Annotated in this window: 19 protein-coding genes; 12 read left to right on the forward strand and 7 right to left on the reverse strand. The window is 68.6% G+C overall.

All coding sequences use genetic code 11. The features are described 5' to 3' along the window. The first annotated feature begins 59 nt into the window (after positions 1 to 59). Together ltnD and EZ313_RS01865 are read left to right on the forward strand one after the other, a co-directional pair. Positions 60 to 956 (forward strand): L-threonate dehydrogenase, encoded by an 897-nt coding sequence (gene ltnD / locus EZ313_RS01860; protein WP_135261523.1) that lies wholly within the window; start codon positions 60 to 62, stop codon positions 954 to 956. Positions 957 to 1,061: 105 nt separating this feature from the next. Continuing rightward, positions 1,062 to 1,625 carry a YbhB/YbcL family Raf kinase inhibitor-like protein gene (locus EZ313_RS01865; RefSeq protein WP_135261524.1) on the forward strand — a complete coding sequence of 188 codons (564 nt, stop codon included), beginning with the start codon at positions 1,062 to 1,064 and terminating at the stop codon, positions 1,623 to 1,625. 43 nt (positions 1,626 to 1,668) lie between these two features. Here the strand turns inward: EZ313_RS01865 and EZ313_RS01870 are convergent, their stop codons facing one another. After that, complete coding sequence (locus EZ313_RS01870; protein WP_135261525.1) at positions 1,669 to 2,133, reverse strand: ferritin-like domain-containing protein; 465 nt, start codon at positions 2,131 to 2,133, stop codon at positions 1,669 to 1,671. Between the two features lie 111 nt (positions 2,134 to 2,244). Further along, entirely contained in the window at positions 2,245 to 2,646 is a 402-nt protein-coding gene (locus EZ313_RS01875; protein WP_135261526.1) for a nuclear transport factor 2 family protein, read from the reverse strand. Between the two features lie 256 nt (positions 2,647 to 2,902). On the opposite strand from EZ313_RS01875, the gene EZ313_RS01880 reads away from it, so the two are divergent. Genes EZ313_RS01880 through EZ313_RS01900 form a run of 5 tightly spaced genes read left to right on the forward strand, consistent with a single transcriptional unit; the run spans position 2,903 to position 7,864 of the window. Continuing rightward, positions 2,903 to 3,676 carry an enoyl-CoA hydratase/isomerase family protein gene (locus EZ313_RS01880; protein ID WP_420849296.1) on the forward strand — a complete coding sequence of 258 codons (774 nt, stop codon included), beginning with the start codon at positions 2,903 to 2,905 and terminating at the stop codon, positions 3,674 to 3,676. A 1-nt stretch (position 3,677) separates the two neighbouring features. Then, positions 3,678 to 5,258 carry an AMP-binding protein gene (locus EZ313_RS01885; protein WP_135261528.1) on the forward strand — a complete coding sequence of 527 codons (1,581 nt, stop codon included), beginning with the start codon at positions 3,678 to 3,680 and terminating at the stop codon, positions 5,256 to 5,258. Further along, positions 5,255 to 6,226 carry a Bug family tripartite tricarboxylate transporter substrate binding protein gene (locus EZ313_RS01890; RefSeq protein WP_135261529.1) on the forward strand — a complete coding sequence of 324 codons (972 nt, stop codon included), beginning with the start codon at positions 5,255 to 5,257 and terminating at the stop codon, positions 6,224 to 6,226. Before EZ313_RS01885 ends, EZ313_RS01890 begins: the two co-directional genes overlap by 4 nt. Continuing rightward, positions 6,226 to 7,008 carry an enoyl-CoA hydratase/isomerase family protein gene (locus EZ313_RS01895; protein WP_240788500.1) on the forward strand — a complete coding sequence of 261 codons (783 nt, stop codon included), beginning with the start codon at positions 6,226 to 6,228 and terminating at the stop codon, positions 7,006 to 7,008. The genes EZ313_RS01890 and EZ313_RS01895 overlap by 1 nt, the downstream gene beginning before the upstream one ends. A 25-nt stretch (positions 7,009 to 7,033) precedes the next feature. Next, the gene (locus EZ313_RS01900) at positions 7,034 to 7,864 is read left to right on the forward strand and encodes an IclR family transcriptional regulator (protein WP_240788501.1); all 831 of its coding nucleotides are present in this window, start codon (positions 7,034 to 7,036) and stop codon (positions 7,862 to 7,864) included. Positions 7,865 to 7,894: 30 nt separating this feature from the next. On the opposite strand, the gene garD is transcribed toward EZ313_RS01900, so the two are convergent. Further along, a complete protein-coding gene (gene garD / locus EZ313_RS01905) occupies positions 7,895 to 9,475 on the reverse strand; it encodes a galactarate dehydratase (RefSeq protein ID WP_135261531.1) in 1,581 nt (526 codons plus the stop codon). Between the two features lie 6 nt (positions 9,476 to 9,481). Beyond that, the gene (locus EZ313_RS01910; protein WP_135261532.1) at positions 9,482 to 10,501 is read right to left on the reverse strand and encodes a LacI family DNA-binding transcriptional regulator; all 1,020 of its coding nucleotides are present in this window, start codon (positions 10,499 to 10,501) and stop codon (positions 9,482 to 9,484) included. Positions 10,502 to 10,635: 134 nt separating this feature from the next. Here EZ313_RS01910 and EZ313_RS01915 point away from each other — a divergent pair, with 134 nt between their 5' ends. Next, positions 10,636 to 11,784 carry an L-talarate/galactarate dehydratase gene (locus EZ313_RS01915; protein ID WP_135261533.1) on the forward strand — a complete coding sequence of 383 codons (1,149 nt, stop codon included), beginning with the start codon at positions 10,636 to 10,638 and terminating at the stop codon, positions 11,782 to 11,784. Positions 11,785 to 11,798: 14 nt separating this feature from the next. Here EZ313_RS01915 and EZ313_RS01920 read toward each other — a convergent pair whose 3' ends face one another. Beyond that, positions 11,799 to 12,317: a DUF3597 domain-containing protein gene (locus EZ313_RS01920; protein ID WP_135261534.1), complete on the reverse strand. Its 519-nt coding sequence runs from the start codon at positions 12,315 to 12,317 to the stop codon at positions 11,799 to 11,801. Positions 12,318 to 12,475: 158 nt separating this feature from the next. Here EZ313_RS01920 and amrS point away from each other — a divergent pair, with 158 nt between their 5' ends. After that, a complete protein-coding gene (amrS, locus tag EZ313_RS01925; RefSeq protein WP_135261535.1) occupies positions 12,476 to 13,552 on the forward strand; it encodes an AmmeMemoRadiSam system radical SAM enzyme in 1,077 nt (358 codons plus the stop codon). A gap of 8 nt (positions 13,553 to 13,560) precedes the next feature. Continuing rightward, entirely contained in the window at positions 13,561 to 14,295 is a 735-nt protein-coding gene (locus tag EZ313_RS01930) for a Mut7-C RNAse domain-containing protein (RefSeq protein ID WP_135261536.1), read from the forward strand. 23 nt (positions 14,296 to 14,318) lie between these two features. Here the strand turns inward: EZ313_RS01930 and EZ313_RS01935 are convergent, their stop codons facing one another. Both EZ313_RS01935 and EZ313_RS01940 read right to left on the reverse strand, forming a co-directional pair. Further along, a complete protein-coding gene (locus EZ313_RS01935) occupies positions 14,319 to 15,167 on the reverse strand; it encodes a GNAT family N-acetyltransferase (RefSeq protein ID WP_135261537.1) in 849 nt (282 codons plus the stop codon). Positions 15,168 to 15,227: 60 nt separating this feature from the next. Then, positions 15,228 to 15,998 carry a TIGR01458 family HAD-type hydrolase gene (locus EZ313_RS01940; protein ID WP_167772463.1) on the reverse strand — a complete coding sequence of 257 codons (771 nt, stop codon included), beginning with the start codon at positions 15,996 to 15,998 and terminating at the stop codon, positions 15,228 to 15,230. A gap of 133 nt (positions 15,999 to 16,131) precedes the next feature. Between EZ313_RS01940 and EZ313_RS01945 the strand changes: the two genes are divergently transcribed. Further along, positions 16,132 to 16,380, forward strand: coding sequence for a hypothetical protein (locus tag EZ313_RS01945; protein ID WP_135261539.1), 249 nt, complete (start codon positions 16,132 to 16,134; stop codon positions 16,378 to 16,380). Between the two features lie 112 nt (positions 16,381 to 16,492). Further along, entirely contained in the window at positions 16,493 to 16,999 is a 507-nt protein-coding gene (locus tag EZ313_RS01950) for a DUF4396 domain-containing protein (protein WP_135261540.1), read from the forward strand. Positions 17,000 to 17,044 lie beyond the last annotated feature (45 nt).

A 17,044-nucleotide genomic window follows, 5' to 3' on the forward strand; every position in this document is an offset into this window, starting at 1 on the left:
CCGCGAGCAGGCTTCACCGCAGGGGTACAGTGGGAAGTCGAGTCGACGGAGGCTGATGGATGAAGGTCGGACTGATTGGCCTTGGAGCCATGGGACAGGGCATGGCGCGCTCCCTTTTGCGGGCGGGTCATCCTCTCAGGGTTCACGACCTCAGGCGGGAGGCGGTCCAGGCACTCGCGAACGACGGTGCGACCGGCTGCGGCTCCCCTGCGGAGCTCGCGGCGAACTGCGACGTCATCGTCTCCGTGGTCGTCAATGCCGCCCAGACCGAGGACGTGCTGTTCGGCGCGAACGGTTGCGCCGCGGCGATGAAGAAGGGCAGCGTCTTCCTGATGTGCTCGACGGTCGACCCGAACTGGTCGGCCTCGCTCGAGCAGCGCCTGGACGCCCTGGGACTCCTGTATCTCGATGCGCCGATCTCCGGGGGCGCGGCGAAGGCGGCTGCCGGGCAGATCACGATGATGACGGCGGGCCGCCCTGAAGCCTACGCGGCCGCGGGCGGCGTGCTGGATGCCATGGCCGCCAAGGTGTACCGGCTCGGAGACCGCGCGGGCGCAGGCAGCAAGGTGAAGATCATCAACCAGCTGCTCGCAGGCGTGCACATCGCGGCGGCGGCCGAAGCGATGGCGCTCGGCCTGCGCGAGGGCGTGGATGCGCAGGCGTTGTACGAGGTGATCACGCACAGCGCGGGCAACAGCTGGATGTTCGAGAACCGCATGCCGCACGTCCTGAAGGGCGACTACACGCCCTTGTCGGCGGTCGACATCTTCGTCAAAGACCTCGGGCTGGTGCTCGATGTGGCGCGCGCGACGAAGTTTCCGCTTCCGCTGTCGTCCACCGCGCACCAGATGTTCATGCAGGCCTCCAGCGCGGGTCACGGCCGCGAGGACGACAGCGCGGTGATCAAGGTCTTCCCCGGGATCGAACTGCCCCGGCCCGGCGACAAGGACTCGTGAGCCGGCTGAAGGCCCACATCCCCGAAAACGCTGCTGGCCAGGCGACGTTCTTGACCGCCCCGTGCCGCGGTCGCATCATCCGCCGTCCCTGACCAGGAGATGCACATGCGAACCATGCTCATGATCCTCGCGGCGTTGGGCGTCGCGGGCGCGCACGCCGCCGAGTTCAAGCTCGAAAGCCCCGACGTGAAGGCCAATTCGACGATGGACAAGAAGTTCGAGGCCAACGTCTTCGGCTGCAGCGGCGAGAACAAGTCGCCGGCGCTCAGGTGGAGCGGCGCGCCCAAGGAGACCAAGAGCTTCGTCGTGACGGTGTACGACCCCGATGCGCCGACGGGCTCTGGCTTCTGGCACTGGTTCGTCTACAACATCCCGGCGAACGTCACCGAGTTGCCCGCCAACGCCGGCGCGCAGGGCGGCGCCAACCTGCCCAAGGGCGCTGCGATGAACCGTATCGACTACGGCGTCGCTGCGTGGGGCGGCGCCTGCCCGCCGCGGGGCGACAAGCCGCATCGCTACGTGTTCACGGTGTATGCGCTGAAGACCGACAAGCTCGAACTGCCGCCGGACGCCACGGCCGCCGTCGCCGGCTTCATGACCAACGCGAACAAGATCGCGTCGGCGACGTTCACGGCCAAGTACGGCCGTCCGGCCGAGAAGAAGAAGTAGCGTCCTCGGTGCTCCCGCTACGGGAGCGCTGCCGCGAGGCGGATCAGCCCGGCCCCTTCGCGAAGGCGGCGACGTCGCCGGGCTTGCGCAACATCTTGTCGACGTCGGCCGCATGCAGTTCCTCGGCATGGATCATCTGCCGGGCGAATTCCTCCAGCGCCACGGAACGCCCTTCCACCTGCCCCAGGAGCTCGCGGTACAGCTTCAGCGCGGCGCTTTCCGTTTCGAGCGATTCCCGCAGGATGGCGGCGATGTCGTGCTTGTGCGAGTCGAGGAGGGGACCGATGGCGAGCGACGGGTAGGCGCCCAGGGTGGTGATCCACTCGCCGACCTGCTGGGCGTGCAGCAGGGATTCGTCGGCCTGCTCCCGCAGCCAGGACACGATCGGGATGCGGCCGAAGCCGAACACCAGGAACGAGTAGTGGGTGTAGCGCACGACGCCTGCCAGCTCGGCTTCCAGCAAGCGGTTCAGCACGCCGACGACCTGATCACGATCAATGTCCTGCATCGCGCGGCTCCTCAAGGCTGATCCCAGTTTACGTCCCGGCGTCGGCGAGGGGAGGCGCGCGCCGGAAAAAAGGGGGCGCCTGTTCAGCCTGGCGACAAGCGAACGGGTTGCTCAGGATCGCGCGGCGGCCGCGGCCTGCGTGTCGTACATGCCCCAGAAGCGCGCCACTCGTCCGCCGCGAACGGTGAAGACGTGGACCCAGTCGGTCTCGAAGACCTTGCCATCGGGAAGGGCTCGTGTCCGTTCCCATCCGAGGACGGTGACGTGCTCACCGCCCGCGAGGAACTCGCGGGGTTCGAACGCCTGGATGTCGTCGGCCTGGACGACGCTTCCGAACCATTTCTCCACGGCGCTCCTGCCGCGGAAAGTGCCGGTGTAGGCCAGGCCCCTGGCGCCGCGGAACGTCCAGTCGACGTCTTCGGCCAGGAGGTCCAGGATCCCCGGGATGTTGCCGCTCCCGAATGCGGCGTACACGGCCTGGACCACCTCAAGTGGGGAAGAAGCTGTGCCCATGGACTGCCTCCTTCTCGACAACAGGGCCGTGCAGGCCCTGCGTTCCGATGCGGGCTGGAATGTAGATCCCGGGTGCGGTTCGCCAAGGCCAGCCGTCCGTAACAGAGTGCGGCTGGACTCCGCGCCGGATCTTCGTCGGTTTGGGAGGCTGATTTCCGCAGAAGGCTCGGAATTTCGGCAAGGCGGCCCACAACGCTTGAACCTCCCGGGGGCCTCGGCTAGATTAGCGCTATCCGACAACTACTATCGCATTGCAATAATGACAGACATCCTCCTGGAACGGCGCGGCCGGGTCGGCGTGATCACGCTGAACAAGCCGCACAAGCTGAATGCGTGGGACCGCCCGATGCGCGACACCATCGTGCAGGCGCTGCGCGACTTCGATGCAGACGAGGCGATCGGCGCAGTCGTCATGACAGGCGCGGGCGACCGGGCCTTCTCCGCGGGACAGGACTTCGCCGAAGCCCATGCTTTCGACGAGGACCGCGCCGAGGCCTGGATCCGTGAATGGGAAACCTTCTACGGGCTCCTGCGCCGCCTCACGAAGCCGGTCGTGATGGCCCTCAACGGCACTGCCGCGGGCTCGGCCTTCCAGGTCGCCTTGCTGGGCGACATCCGTGTCGGCCACCCGGAGATCACCATGGGCCAGCCGGAGATCAATTCGGGCATCGCCAGCATCACCGGGCCGTGGATCATGAAGGAGATCCTGGGCATGTCGCGCACCGTGGAGCTGACGCTCACCGGCCGCATGATGCCGGCCGAGGAGTGCCATCGCATCGGCATCGTGCATCACCTCGTCCCGCGGGGCGAAGTGATGAACAAGGCGCTCGAGATCGCGGCCGAACTCGCGGCGAAGGCGCCGCTCGCCATGCGGCTGGACCGCGCCTGGTTCGCCGACATGACCGAAGCAGGCTTCCGCCACACCATCGACGCCGCGATCCGATCGCACCGCGTCTCCTACGGCTCGGGCGAGCCGGCGCGCAAGATGGAAGCGTTCATGGCCGACCGCGGCCACACGCTGGGGTCGTGACATGAACGCGGACCAGATTCAGATGCCGCCGGTGGGCGACGAGACGCTGCGCGACCGGATGGACAGGCGCGCCGCCGAGGACCCGGGCTTCGTCTTCCTGAAGTTCAAGGGCCGCGATTACAGCTTCGGCGAGATCGATGCCCAGGTGAACCGGCTTGCGAACGCGCTGCTGAGCGAGGGCCTTCGTCCCGGCGATCGCGTCGCGCTGATGCTGCCCAGCCATCCGGAGCACATCGTCGCGATCCTCGCGCTGGCCAAGGTCGGGCTCGTGCGCGTGCCGATCAACACGGCCTTCAAGGGACCTTCGCTGCAGCATCCCTTCCAGGCCTTCGAGCCCCGCGCGCTGATCGCCGATCGCTCGTTCGCCGACGTGCTCGAGCCCGTCCTTGCAACTGCGGGCGTGGAGAAGCTGTTCTGGCGCGGCGCCGACGACGATGCCTTCGCGGCGATGCTGCAGCATCCCGATGCGTCCCCGCCGCGCGTGGCGCCCGCCGCCGACGACATCATCGCGCTCACGCCCAGCTCCGGCACCACCGGCGCGCCCAAGGGCGTGAACAAGTCCGACCGCACCCTGCGGGCCGGCCCCATGGGCACGCAGCGCCTCACTGGCGCCCAGCCCGGCGACGTGTTCCTGCTGTGGGAATCGCTGCACCACGGCGCCGGCGTCGCGGTGGTGATCGCCGCCATCCTGCAGAAGATCACGCTGGCGATGGTGGAGAAATTCAGCGCCTCGCAGTTCTGGGACCAGTGCCGCGAGGCCGGCGTGACGCACATCCACTATCTCGGCGGCGTGCTGCCCATGCTGCTGAAGCAGCCTCCGCGCGCGAACGATCGCGAGCACAAGGTGCGCATCGCATGGGGCGGCGGCTGCCCGCCCGAGGTGTGGGACGCCTTCGCCGATCGCTTCGGCGTCGAGATGCGCGAGGGCTACGGCCTCTCCGAGATGATCACCTTCGTCACGGTGAATCCCAGCGGGCCGAAGTTCTCGATCGGCCGCCCGCTGTCGTACTTCGACGTGAAGCTGGCGGACGATGAAGGACGCGAAGTGCCGGCGGGCCAGCCCGGCGAGATCCTGGTGCGGTCGCACGAGCCTGGCCTGCAGTTCCTGGGCTACTTCCGCAACGAGGAAGCCAGCCGCACCGCGATGCGCGGCGAATGGTTCTGCACCGGCGACCTGGCGCGCCGCGACGACCAGGGCTTCCTCTACTTCGCCGGGCGCAAGAAGGACACGGTCCGCCGGCGCGGCATCAACATCTCCGCCTGGGAAGTGGAACGCGTCATCGGCGAGCACCCGGCCATCGCGGAATGCGCGCTGGTCGGCGTGCCCAGCGAACTCGGCGACGACGAGCTGAAGCTGTTCGTGCGCGTCGCCGATGGCCGGCAGCTCGAGCCAGAGCAGCTCGTGGAATGGTGCCGGCCGCGCATGCCGGCGTTCCAGGTGCCGCGCTTCATCGAGTTCATTTCCGAGTTCCCCAAGACGCCCACCCAGCGCATCCGCAAGAACGAGCTCTCCCGCAGCGTGCAGGGTGTGTGGGATGCGGAGGGCGCCCGGTCCGAAACCATCAAGAGGAGTGCATCATGAAATTCGGAAAGTTCGTTGTTGCCGCCTTCGCGGCGCTCGCCTGTACCGGTGCTGCGTTCGCGCAGGACTACCCCAGCCGCCAGGTCACCATGGTGGTGGGCTACCCACCCGGCGGGGCCGTCGATGCCGTGGGGCGATTGATCGCACAACGCCTGGGCGAAAGCCTCGGCAAACCGGTGGTGGTGGACAACAAGTCGGGCGCGTCCGGGAACATCGGCGCGCAGTTCGTCGCCAAGGCGCCGCCGGACGGCCACACGCTGCTGGTCGCGCCGCTCACCAGCTACGCGATGAATTCGCTGCTGCTGCCGGCGACGACGGGCTACCAGCTCGACAAGGACTTTGCGCCCGTTTCGCTGGTCGGCTACCTGCCGCTGGTGCTGATGGCGAACGAAGCAGTGCCCGCCAGCACGCCCGCGCAACTCGTCGCCATCGCCAAGGCCAAGCCGGCCTCGCTGAACTACGCGTCGTCCGGCAACGGCTCCATCGAGCACGTCGCGGGGGAGATGTTCAAGCGGCAGGCCAGCGTGAGCCTGCTGCACATCCCGTACCGCGGCGCCGCGCCCGCCATGACCGACCTGCTCGCCGGGCAGGTGCAGGTCATGTTCGCGACCTCGGCCACCGCGATGGCGAACATGAAGACCGGTCGCATCAAGCCGCTGATGGTGGCGACGCCGCAGCGCATCTCCGCACTGCCGGACGTGCCCACGGCGCGTGAGGCCGGCTTCGCCGGTTTCGAGGTGGCGTCCACGTATGCCGTGCTGGCCCCGGCCGGTACGCCGCCTGCGGTCGTGCGCCGCCTGAACCAGGAGATCTCGAAGATCATGCAGGTGCAGGAAGTGCGCCAGCGGTTCCAGACGCTGGGCATCGAGACCATGACCTCGACGCCGGAAGAGGCGGGCGCGCGCGTTACCGCCGAACTGTCCAAATGGGGCCAGGTCATCAAGGCGGCCAACATCAAGGCGGACTGATGGCCTCCGAGATCCTGGTGGAACGCGGCGACGGCGCCACCGCCGTCGTCACGATCAACCGCCCCCATCGGCGCAACGCCTGCGACTTCGCGGCATGGACGGACCTCAAGACCGCGTTCGAGCAACTCGGCGCCGACCCGGCGGTGAAGCTGGTGGTGCTGACCGGCGCCGGCGGGCACTTCTGCGCCGGTGACGACATCGTCGCGTTCGCACCGGTGCGCGACAACACGGCGCAAGCGGACGTCTGGCGCGCCCGCATCCAGGAGTGCTACGCCGCAGTGCAATCCATGCCCAAGCCCGTGATCGCTGCGCTGCAGGGCGTCTGCGTGGGCGGCGGCTGCAGCCTCGCGATGTGCTGCGACTTCCGGGTGGCGGACGGCAGCGCGCGCGTCGGTGTGCCCGTGGCCAAACTGGGCTTGGTCTATCCCACCATCCAGCTGCAGCGGCTCGCGTGGCTCATCGGCGCCTCCAACGCGCGGCGCTGGCTGTACGAGGCGGGCATCTACGACAGCGACGAATGCGAGCGCGTCGGCTTCATCGACCGGCGCACCGACGGCAACGTCGTGGCCGCGGCGCTGGAGTTCGGGCGCGAGATGGCGCTGGCCGCTCCGCTGTCGATTGCCGGCGCCAAGGCGCAGCTCAATGCCGTGCTGGCGGGTCAGGTGGAGCAGCGCCGGGCCGAACTGGACGCGATGGTGCGGCGCGCCGACGAGAGCGACGATTTCCGGGAGGCGATGCGGGCCTTCCGGGAGAAGCGCCCGCCCCGGTTCCAGGGACGCTGACACGCATAATCGGCGCCTGCAGCCCATGGTCGAAAGGCGCCGGATCAGCACGAAAGCAGCGACGCGCGGCGGCTCCGAGGAGGAGTCGCCGTTGTTCGTCCAATCGGTCGACAAGGCCATGAAGGTGCTGATGGCGTTCGACGGCAGCAAGCGGCAGCTCACGCTGACCGAGATCGCGGCGCTCACCGACCTCGACACCAGCGCTGCGCAGCGCTTCACCCACACGCTCACCGCGCTGGGCTACCTGGTGAAGGATGGACGCAAGTACGAGCTCTCGGTGCGGCTGCTCGACTTCACCTACCACTACCTGGCCTCCAGCGAGTTGGTGCAGCGCGCCACTCCGGTCCTGCAGGCCCTTGCGCGCGAGACCGAGGAAGCCTGCAACCTGACGGTGGCCGACGGCGCGGACATCGTGTTCGTCCTGCGCATCATCAGCCGGCACGCTCTCAACCCGAACGTGATCGTCGGCACGCGCCTGCCCGCGTACTGCACCGCGCCGGGGCTGGCGATCCTTTCCACATGGAGCCCCGAAATGGTGGAGGACACGCTCGCACGGAGCCAGCTGCTCAAGCACACGTCCAGGACGATCACCGATCCTCGCCGCATCAAGGCACGGCTGGCGCGGATCCGCGCGGCGGGATATGCCCTGACGGAAGAAGAGCTCTATCCGGATGACATCTCCACGGCGGCGCCGGTGCTCGATGCGCAGGGGCGGGCGATCGGCGCCCTGAACATCGCGGTGTCGCGGGCGCGGTGGGATCCCGAAGTTTCGGAGGTCCGCTATGCGCAGCTGTTGCGTACCGCCGCGGCCTCGATTTCCGCACCGCGGCTGCCGCATCAGGCCGCGGCAGGGTAGCGACCAGACAGGGCGGGCTTCCCGTGTCCTTCAGGTGACCGGCGCCGGGTTGAACAGCACCAGCTGGTTGGCCAGCTTCCACTGCTCCGCCCAGGTCTTCCTGCGCCCGCTCGCGACGTCGAGCATGCAGCGGAACAGCTCCCAGCCCACGTCCTCGATCGTGGCCTCGCCGTCGGCGATCTTGCCGGCATTGATGTCCATCAGGTCGTGCCAGCGGCGGGCGAGGTCGCTGCGGGTCGCCACCTTGATCACCGGCACTTGCGCCAGTCCGTACGGCGTTCCACGGCCGGTGGTGAACACGTGCAGGTTCATGCCCGCGGCCAATTGCAGGGTGCCGCAGATGAAATCGCTGGCCGGCGTCGCGGCGTAGGTGAGGCCGCGGTTGCGCAGCTTCTCGCCCGGCGACAGCACGCCGGCGATCGGGGCCGTGCCCGACTTGATCACCGAGCCCATCGCCTTCTCGACGATGTTGGCCAGCCCGCCCTTCTTGTTGCCGGGCGTGGTGTTCGCGCCGCGGTCGACCGAGCCGCGCTGCAGGTAAGCGTCGTACCAGGCCATCTCGCGCACGACGCTTTCCGCGATCTCCGGCGTCGCGGCGCGCGAGGTGAGCTGGGCCACGGCATCGCGCACCTCGGTCGTCTCCGAGAACATCACGCTCGCGCCCGCCCGCACCAGCAGGTCGGCGCAGAAGCCCACGGCCGGATTGGCGGTGACGCCGGAGAACGCATCGCTGCCGCCGCATTGCACGCCCACGACCAGTTCGCTGGCCGGCACCGTCTCGCGGCGCCGCGCGTTGAGCCGCTCCAGGTGCTCCTCGGCCTGCCGCATGATCGACTCGACCATGGACATGAAGCCCACGTGGGCTTCGTCCTGAAGGCAGACCACATCCAGCCCGTTGCCGGCGATCGCGCCCACGTCCGCCACGCGCTCGTCGACCAGCGGGATGGTGCCCGGCGGCAGCAGCCGCTCGGGCTGCAGCTTTTCGCAGCCCAGGCTGACCACCATCACTTCGCCGCCGAAGTTCGGGTTGAGGCTGATGTTGCGCAGCGTGCGGATCGGGATCACCGCATCCGGCGCGTCGATGGCCACGCCGCAGCCGTAGCCGTGCTCCAGCGCCACCACGTCGTCCACGTTCGGGAACCGGGGCAGCAGCTCGGACTTGATCCGCTGCACCGCGAAGTCCGTGACGCCGGCGACGCACTGCACGGTCTGCGTGATCGCGAGGATGTTGCGCGTGCCCACCGAGCCGTCCGGGTTGCGGTAGCCCTCGAACGAGTAGCCCTCCAGCGGCGGCAACTCCCGCTTCACCGTGGCCATCGGCAGGCCATCGAGTTCGCGCGCATCGGGCATCTTCAGCAGCCGCTCGTGCACCCAGCGGCCCGCGGCGATGTCGTGCACCGCGGTTCCGATGGTGACGTCGTAGCGCCTCACCGCGCCGCCGGCCGGGATGTCCACCAGCGCCACCTTGTGGCCCTGGGGCACGCGCTCCTTGAGCGTCAAGCCGTTGCTGAGAGTCGCGCCTTCCGGCAGCCCGCCGTCGTTGGCCACGATGGCGACGTTGTCGGCGGGGTGCATGACGATGTGCAGGGGAGGTCTGTGATCGGTTTGCATGGTGGATCAGTTCGTGGGCAAGGTCCGCTTGCCGGTGGATTCGCGCTCGACGATGCGAAAGCCGAGGTCGACGATGGGGTGTTCGATGGCGATGCCCTTGCAGCGGTCCAGCATCAGCTGCGCCGCCCGTCGGCCGATCTCCGCGCCATCGACGTGGACGGTGGTCAGCGAGGGCAGCAGGTGCGCGGCGAAATCGGCGTCGCCGAAGCCGCAGACGGCCAGGTCTTCGGGCACGCGCAGGCCGCGGTGGGCGGCCTCGACGAGCACGCCTTGCGCGAAGCCGTCCGAGCTGCAGTAGATCGCCTGGATGTCCGGGTCCTTCTGCAGCAGTTCGGCCAAGGCGCGGCGGCCGACGGCCAGGTTGCTCGGCGCGGGCACTTTCACGGTGGGCACGTCGCGGCCGAAGGCGGCCAGGAAGCCTTCCAGGCGTTGCATGGCGCGCTGGTCGTCGCCGGTGGCGATGCCCACGCGGTCCCAGCCCTTCGAGAGGAAGTAGCCGGCGACGGCGCTGCCCACCTTCAGGTGCGAGAAGCCGACGACCACGTCGATGGGCCGGTCGCTGAGGTCCCAGGTCTCCACCACGGGCACGCCCAGCCGCCGCAGGCGATCGCGGGCCTGCTCGGATCGCACCAGCCCCGCGACGACGATGCCGTCCGGCCGCCGCGCGAGCATCGTGTCGATCAGCCGTTCCTCGCGCGAGTAGTCGTAGCCGCTCTGCCCGAGGAAGAGCTGGTAGCCCGCGGCGTCCAGCGTTTCGGTCAGCGTGCGGATGGTCGGCAGGAACTGCGGCACCGAGATGATCGGCACCAGGCCCGCGATGGTCATGCTGCGCTGGGACTTCAGCCCGCCGGCGAGCAGGTTGGGGATGTAGCCCGTGTCCTGCACGGCCTGCAGGACCCGCTCGAGCGTCTTCTCCGACAGGACGCCCGGATTGCTCAGGGCCCGCGATGCGGTGATGAGCGACACACCGGCCTCGCGCGCAACGTCGTGCAAGGTCGGGCGCTTCAGCGCGGCAGCGCGTGTCATCGCGGTGGAATGTGTTGACGGGTTCAGAATGGCAACGTTACCATGGCTTCGAAATCCAGACCAGCGTGCGGTGATCGACCAGCCGCCGTGCAGCAGAGCAAGCGGGCCCAAATCGGCCATTTACTTTCGCTCCAATGACAACGTTGTCTTCCAAGCCCAGCGACCGGATCGAGGGCCTGCGGGTCTCGTCCTGCTACCTGCCGCTCGCCACGCCCATCAGCGATGCCAAGGTGCTCACCGGCCGTCAGAAGCCGATGACCGAGATCGCGATGCTGTTCGCCGAGATCCGGACCGAGAGCGGCCACACCGGCCTGGGGTTCAGCTATTCGAAACGTGCCGGCGGCCCCGGGCAGTTCGCCCACGCGCGCGAGGTCGCGCCGGCGCTGATCGGCGAAGACCCGAGCGACATCGCGCGGCTCTGGGACAAGCTCTGCTGGGCCGGCGCTTCGGTAGGCCGCAGCGGCATGGCCGTGCAGGCGATCGGCGCCTTCGACGTGGCCCTCTGGGACCTCAAGGCCAAACGCGCCGGACTCTCGCTGGCCAAGCTGCTCGGCGCTCACCGCGACTCGGTCCGCTGCTACAACACCTCGGGCGGCTTCCTCCACACGCCGACCGACCAGCTGCTGGTCAACGCAAGCAGGTCGCTCGAACGCGGCATCGGCGGCATCAAGCTCAAGGTCGGCCAGCCCGACGGCGCGCTCGACATCCGCCGCCTGCAAGCCGTGCGCGAGCACCTCGGCGATGCCGCTTCGATCATGGTGGATGCCAACCAGCAGTGGGACCGGCCCACGGCGCAGCGCATGTGCCGCACCTTCGAGCAGTTCAACCTGGTGTGGATCGAGGAACCGCTGGACGCCTACGACCATGAAGGGCACGCGGCGCTGGCGGCGCAGTTCGACACGCCGATCGCCACGGGCGAGATGCTCACCAGCGTCGGCGAGCACTGGGACCTGATCCGCCATCGCGCCGCCGACTACCTGATGCCCGATGCCCCGCGCGTGGGCGGCGTCACGCCGTTCCTGAAGGTCGCGGCGCTCGCCGAGCATGCCGGCCTGATGCTGGCGCCGCATTTCGCGATGGAACTGCACGTGCACCTGGCCGCCGCGTACGCGCGCGAGCCCTGGGTCGAGCACTTCGAGTGGCTGGAGCCGCTCTTCGACGAACGCATCGAGATCGATGCCGGCCGCATGCGGGTGCCCACGCGCCCCGGCCTGGGCCTGACGCTCAGCGATCAAGCCCGCGCCTGGACGCGAGAGACGTTCCAGGCCGGCTCGCCGCTGTAACGCGCCGCCGGAGTTCAGTCCATGAGGCTCGCAGGCACCTTGCCGCCGTTCTCGGCGACCTTCTTCATGACCTGCTTGTGCAGCCAGATGTTCATGGCGGCCGAGTCGCTCTTGTCGCCGGTGTAGCCGAGTTCGTCCGCCAGCGCCTTGCGTTCCTGCAGGCTGCTGTCCATGCCCAGCAGCTTCATCAGGTCGACGATGGAGGTGCGCCAGTTCAGCTTCTGCGAATTCTTCGCTGCCAGGTCCTCGAGCACTTCCTCCATGTCGACCTCGTTGAGTGCGACCACGGCCGGGCGCGGCTGCGCCGCCGGCTGGGGTTGCCCCGGCTGCTGGGCCGTCGCGGCCTGTGCGGCGGTTGCGGGTTGCTGCCCCTGCGGCATGGCTTGCGCGGAAGGAGCAGGCGTGGTCTGCGTCGCTCCGCCTTGGGTTGGCGCCGTCTGCCCGGCAGAGGCGCTGGATGAGGCGGCACCCGCGCTCGCGGAAGGCTTTCCGCGGTTGCGCAAGCGATCGAACAGGTTGGACAGGATGCTCATGGGGGGCTGCCTTTCAGGGTTCCAGCCATGCTGGACTCGCGGAAAGTGCGGCCTTGTCGGACCACGCAGGCAGCCGGGGTAGGCAGACACGGGCCTGCTGAGATCACGCGGTTGATCTTCGACGGCCGCCGATACACATTCGGCGCAGGAGTCCTGCCATGCATCCTGCCCGCTGGTGGCACCACCTGGACGACGGCCGCATCCAGTGCGATCTGTGCCCGCGCGACTGCCGGCTGCACGAAGGCCAGCGCGGCATGTGCTTCGTTCGCCAGCGCGCGGGCGACGAAATGGTGCTCACCACCTACGGCCGCAGTTCCGGTTTCTGCCTCGACCCGATCGAGAAGAAGCCGCTCAACCATTTCTGCCCCGGCTCCAGCGTGCTGTCGTTCGGGACCGCGGGCTGCAACCTCGCCTGCAAGTTCTGCCAGAACTGGGACATCTCCAAGAGCCGCGAGATGGACCGGCTGATGGACGCCGCCTCGCCGCAGCGCATCGCGCAAGCCGCGCGAGCCGGCGGCGCCGCCAGCGTGGCCTTCACCTACAACGACCCGGTGATCTTCGCCGAGTACGCGATGGACACCGCCGATGCCTGCCATGCGCTCGGCCTCCACAGCGTGGCGGTGACGGCCGGCTACATGCACGCTCAGCCGCGCCGCGAGTTCTACGCGAAGATGGACGCGGCCAACGTCGACCTCAAGGGCTTCACCGAAAGCTTCTACTTCCAGCAGACCGGCGCCCATCTCGCGCCGGTGCTCGACACGCTGCAGTACGTCAGGCGCGAGACGGCGTGCTGGCTGGAGATCACGACGCTGCTGATCCCCGGCCTGAACGATGACGCCGGCGAGATCGAGGCGCTGTCGCGCTGGGTCGCGAGCGAGCTGGGGCCGGACGTGCCCCTGCATTTCACGGCCTTCCATCCGGACTACAAGATGCTGGACAGGCCTGCCACGCCGCCCGCGACGCTCAAGCGCGCACGGGCGATCGCGCTCGCCAACGGCCTGCACCACGTCTACACCGGCAACGTGCATGACGTGGAGGGCGGCACGACCTATTGCCCCGGCTGCGGCGAGCCGCTGATCCGGCGCGACTGGTACGAGGTGCTGGAGTGCGCGCTCGATGCGCGCGCGAGCTGCCCGTATTGCGGCACGCGCGTCGGCGGTCACTTCGGCGCGATGACGCACGCGTTCGGGCGGCGGCGCATCCCCGTGCGGCTGGCCGCGGGCGGCGAACCCTGATGCCGCGCATGGTGACGGCGACTTTCCGCTTCTACGAGGAGCTGAACGACTTCCTCGCGCCCGGGCGGCGGCGGAGAGAGTTCACCGTGCCCTGCGCCCGCGCCGCCACCACCAAGCACATGATCGAGGCGCTGGGCGTTCCGCACACCGAGGTCGAGCTGATCCTGCTCAATGGTGCGTCGGTCGGCTTCGACACGCTCCTGCGCGAAGGCGACCGCGTGGCCGTGTACCCGAAGTTCGAGGCGTTCGACATCACGCCGCTGCTGCGCGTGCGCGAACAGCCGCTGCGCGACACGCGCTTCGTGGCCGACACCCACCTCGGCTCGCTCGCGCGCCTGCTGCGGATGATGGGGTTCGACACGCTGTACGACAGCGGCTTCGCCGACGACGAGATCGAGCGCATCGCCGCGGAGCAGGCCCGCATCGTGCTGACGCGAGACCGTGACCTGCTCAAACGGCGAAGCATCACGCATGGCTGCTACGTGCATGCGCTGCGGCCGCAGCAGCAGTTGCGCGAGGTCTTCGAGCGGCTTCAGCTCGCCCGCAGCGCGCGGCCCGTGACGGTGTGCCCGGCCTGCAATGGGGCGCTGCACGCCGTCGAGAAGTCACGGGTGGAGCAGCGGCTGCCGCCGCGCGTGCGCGAGCAGTTCGACCGTTTCAGCGCGTGCGAGGCTTGCGGGCGTGTGTTCTGGGAGGGAGAGCATTGGCAGCCCTTGCGCGCCCTGGTCGATGCGCCAACGTGATCCGGCCCGGGCCGACGTCCGCTTCAACCCAACTCGAATGTGGTGACCCCATACAGCCCGTGCATGTTCACCGCGGGAGGCCGGCCCGTGTACATGCGCGCGGTCTCGAACACGATCCGCATGTGGTGGCGCTGCGCCAGCGCCACCGCGGCCGCATTCGCCTCGGGCAGGTCGAGGTAGACGGGTTCGTCCGCGCCCGCCTGGGAGCACAGCGCGAGGAACAGGCACTCGGCGATGCGCTCGCGTTCTGCGAACAAGGGGCCGATCTTCCAGCCGCTGCGGCAGCGGCGGACGACGCCGTAGCCTTGCAGCCGGCCGTCCTCGATCCAGCCGCGCGCCGCGGCGTCCGGCTGGGTGAACCAGGCGCGCAGGAAGGCGGTGCGCGCGGCGGGGAAGTACGACTTGTCGTACGCGCATACGACGTCGAAGGGAATGCCGGCGAGGTCGACCAGCCGCGCATCCTCGGGCGCCTGCGTCCCGCCGTGGCCCTCGTGGCGCACGTTGCGCCAGGCCAGTTCGAAGCCCGACTTGCGGTAGTTGGGCTGCTGCGCGACCACGCCGTCCAGTCCGACCTGCCGCCCATGGGCGGAGGCCATCCCGTGCTGCCACACCCGCCGGCCCAGGCCGCGGCCGCGGCATTCCGGTCGCACGATGTACAGGCCCAGGAAGGCGAAACCGGGTCCGTATTTGACGACGGAGATCGAGGCCACCGGCTCGCCATCCAGCGTGGCGACGAAGAAGCCTTGCGGATCCGCGGCGGGAAAGGTCTCCGCATCGTGCAGGCCCGGATTCCATCCTTCGCGCGCCGCCCAGTCGATCGCGAGCGCGACCTCGTCACGGCTCATCGTCCGGGTGACGTACCCTGCTTCCATCGGGCCATCGTAGACCTCGCCGGCGGTTTGCAGAAGCGCGCGCCGAGCCGTACGCCGCGCTCAGCGCGAACCGTCGAGCAGCGCCGCAAACCCGTCCAGGGTGGCGAGGAAGTGGTCCGGCCGCGGCTCCCGCTCTTCATCGCCGGGCCGGTACTTGCCGGTCCCCACCAGGGCGCAGGGGGCCTGCACGCCGTGCGCGCCTTGCACGTCCGTCATGACGTCGTCGCCGACGACCAGCGCCTGGCCGGGCGCCACGCCCAGCGCATCGAAGGCCTTGGTGAAGAAGACGGGCGAAGGCTTGCCCATCACCAGCGCCTGCTTGCGAGTGGCTGCCTCCAGCCCGACGATGAAGGCACCCGCATCGAGCCGCGGGCCGTCGGCGGCGATCCAGAACACGCCCTTGTGCAGGGCGATCAGCTCGGCGCCGTCACGCAGCTGCCGGAACACGCCGTTGAGCAGTGCGTAGTTGAACTCGCTGCCGACGTCGCCGACCACGACGACGTCCGGATGTTCATCGTCACGCGCGATGCCGTCGAACATCGGCAGGACCGCGTCCGGCACCACCAGGCGGCAGCGGGTTCCGGTGCGCTCGCGCAGGTACTCCACGCACGCGCTCGTGGCCGTGTGGATCTCGTGTTCCGAGAGCGCGAAGCCCATGCCCCGGAGTTCGGCGCAGAGCATGGCCGGGGTGCGCCCGCTGATGTTCGTCAGGAAGCGAACGTCCAGCCCGGCCTTCCTGCCCAAGGCGACCGCCTCGACGGCGCCCGGCAGCGGCCGGCCGCCGATGGCCAACGTGCCCTCGATGTCGAAGAGGACGGCTTTCAGTGTCATGCCGAGCACGGGAGAGGTTCTCGCGCTCAGTTTAGGTGCGACGGCCTGCGGCGGGTCGCGTGGCTGGGTCACAGCGAGCATTCGCTTTGCCGTATCCTGCTTTTCGCCCTCCATGTATCCGGAAAGGAAAGCCATGCAGGAAAAGTCATCCGATCCGCACCCGCTCAGCGACTTGGCCTACGACTGGATCACGCTCATCCAGAACAAGGCGCAGGCGCTGATCGCCTACGACCAGTACATCAAGGACGCGGAAGCAGCGAAGTCGCCGGAGTGCGCCGCCTTCTTCCGCAAGGTGCACGACGCCGACAAGGCCCAGCTTGCCGAAGCCAAGCAGCATCTGGTGGCAGTGCTTCAGGGAAAGATGGGCTCGCCGTCGAAGTGAGGACGCCACGGGCGTTCAGCCGGGCGGCCTCGCGTCCACCGCACGCGAGGGGCTTGACCTTGCCACGATGTGAAGGTTGACGATCAAGGCTCCACCCCAAAAGGAGCCTTCGATGAACCTGCACAGCTCGCACCACGGCCACAGCCACGCTCAACCGCTGAACCGGCACACGACCGTGCCCAACCTCAACACGGTGGCCGCCTGGGCCACGCTGCACTGCCTGACGGGGTGCGCCGTCGGCGAGGTGCTTGGCATGGTGATCGGCACCTCGCTTCACCTGTCGAACGCCGGAACCATAGCTCTGGCCGTCACGCTCGCCTTCGCGTTCGGATATGCGTTCACCATGTTCCCGCTCGTCCGCTCCGGGATGCCCCTGCGAACGGCGGCGGGCCTCGCGTTGGCGTCGGACACGCTTTCCATCGCCATCATGGAGGTGGTCGACAACGGCATCATGCTGGCGTGGCCCGGAGCGATGGATGCGGACCTTGCGTCACCGGTCTTCTGGATCGCCCTCGCGTCTTCGCTCGCCATCGCCGCTGTCGCCGCATACCCGGCAAACCGGTGGCTGATTTCACGCGGGCGCGGTCATGCGCTGGTTCACTCGCACCATGGTCACTGAGGCTTGCGCAAGCAGCACGACAATCCGGCCTGCGATGCATTCGAA

Source organism: Ramlibacter henchirensis (assembly GCF_004682015.1).
Lineage (GTDB): Bacteria > Pseudomonadota > Gammaproteobacteria > Burkholderiales > Burkholderiaceae_C > Ramlibacter > Ramlibacter henchirensis.

What these genes read in the sequence shown, in the direction of transcription:
- ltnD (WP_135261523.1), top strand. Translation starts at nt 60, where the DNA reads ATGAAGGTCGGACTGATTGGCCTTGGAGCCATGGGACAGGGCATGGCG.
- EZ313_RS01865 (WP_135261524.1), top strand. Translation starts at nt 1,062, where the DNA reads ATGCGAACCATGCTCATGATCCTCGCGGCGTTGGGCGTCGCGGGCGCG.
- EZ313_RS01870 (WP_135261525.1), bottom strand. Translation starts at nt 2,133, where the DNA reads ATGCAGGACATTGATCGTGATCAGGTCGTCGGCGTGCTGAACCGCTTG.
- EZ313_RS01875 (WP_135261526.1), bottom strand. Translation starts at nt 2,646, where the DNA reads ATGGGCACAGCTTCTTCCCCACTTGAGGTGGTCCAGGCCGTGTACGCC.
- EZ313_RS01885 (WP_135261528.1), top strand. Translation starts at nt 3,678, where the DNA reads ATGAACGCGGACCAGATTCAGATGCCGCCGGTGGGCGACGAGACGCTG.
- EZ313_RS01890 (WP_135261529.1), top strand. Translation starts at nt 5,255, where the DNA reads ATGAAATTCGGAAAGTTCGTTGTTGCCGCCTTCGCGGCGCTCGCCTGT.
- EZ313_RS01895 (WP_240788500.1), top strand. Translation starts at nt 6,226, where the DNA reads ATGGCCTCCGAGATCCTGGTGGAACGCGGCGACGGCGCCACCGCCGTC.
- EZ313_RS01900 (WP_240788501.1), top strand. Translation starts at nt 7,034, where the DNA reads ATGGTCGAAAGGCGCCGGATCAGCACGAAAGCAGCGACGCGCGGCGGC.
- garD (WP_135261531.1), bottom strand. Translation starts at nt 9,475, where the DNA reads ATGCAAACCGATCACAGACCTCCCCTGCACATCGTCATGCACCCCGCC.
- EZ313_RS01910 (WP_135261532.1), bottom strand. Translation starts at nt 10,501, where the DNA reads ATGACACGCGCTGCCGCGCTGAAGCGCCCGACCTTGCACGACGTTGCG.
- EZ313_RS01915 (WP_135261533.1), top strand. Translation starts at nt 10,636, where the DNA reads ATGACAACGTTGTCTTCCAAGCCCAGCGACCGGATCGAGGGCCTGCGG.
- EZ313_RS01920 (WP_135261534.1), bottom strand. Translation starts at nt 12,317, where the DNA reads ATGAGCATCCTGTCCAACCTGTTCGATCGCTTGCGCAACCGCGGAAAG.
- amrS (WP_135261535.1), top strand. Translation starts at nt 12,476, where the DNA reads ATGCATCCTGCCCGCTGGTGGCACCACCTGGACGACGGCCGCATCCAG.
- EZ313_RS01930 (WP_135261536.1), top strand. Translation starts at nt 13,561, where the DNA reads ATGGTGACGGCGACTTTCCGCTTCTACGAGGAGCTGAACGACTTCCTC.
- EZ313_RS01935 (WP_135261537.1), bottom strand. Translation starts at nt 15,167, where the DNA reads ATGGAAGCAGGGTACGTCACCCGGACGATGAGCCGTGACGAGGTCGCG.
- EZ313_RS01940 (WP_167772463.1), bottom strand. Translation starts at nt 15,998, where the DNA reads ATGACACTGAAAGCCGTCCTCTTCGACATCGAGGGCACGTTGGCCATC.
- EZ313_RS01945 (WP_135261539.1), top strand. Translation starts at nt 16,132, where the DNA reads ATGCAGGAAAAGTCATCCGATCCGCACCCGCTCAGCGACTTGGCCTAC.
- EZ313_RS01950 (WP_135261540.1), top strand. Translation starts at nt 16,493, where the DNA reads ATGAACCTGCACAGCTCGCACCACGGCCACAGCCACGCTCAACCGCTG.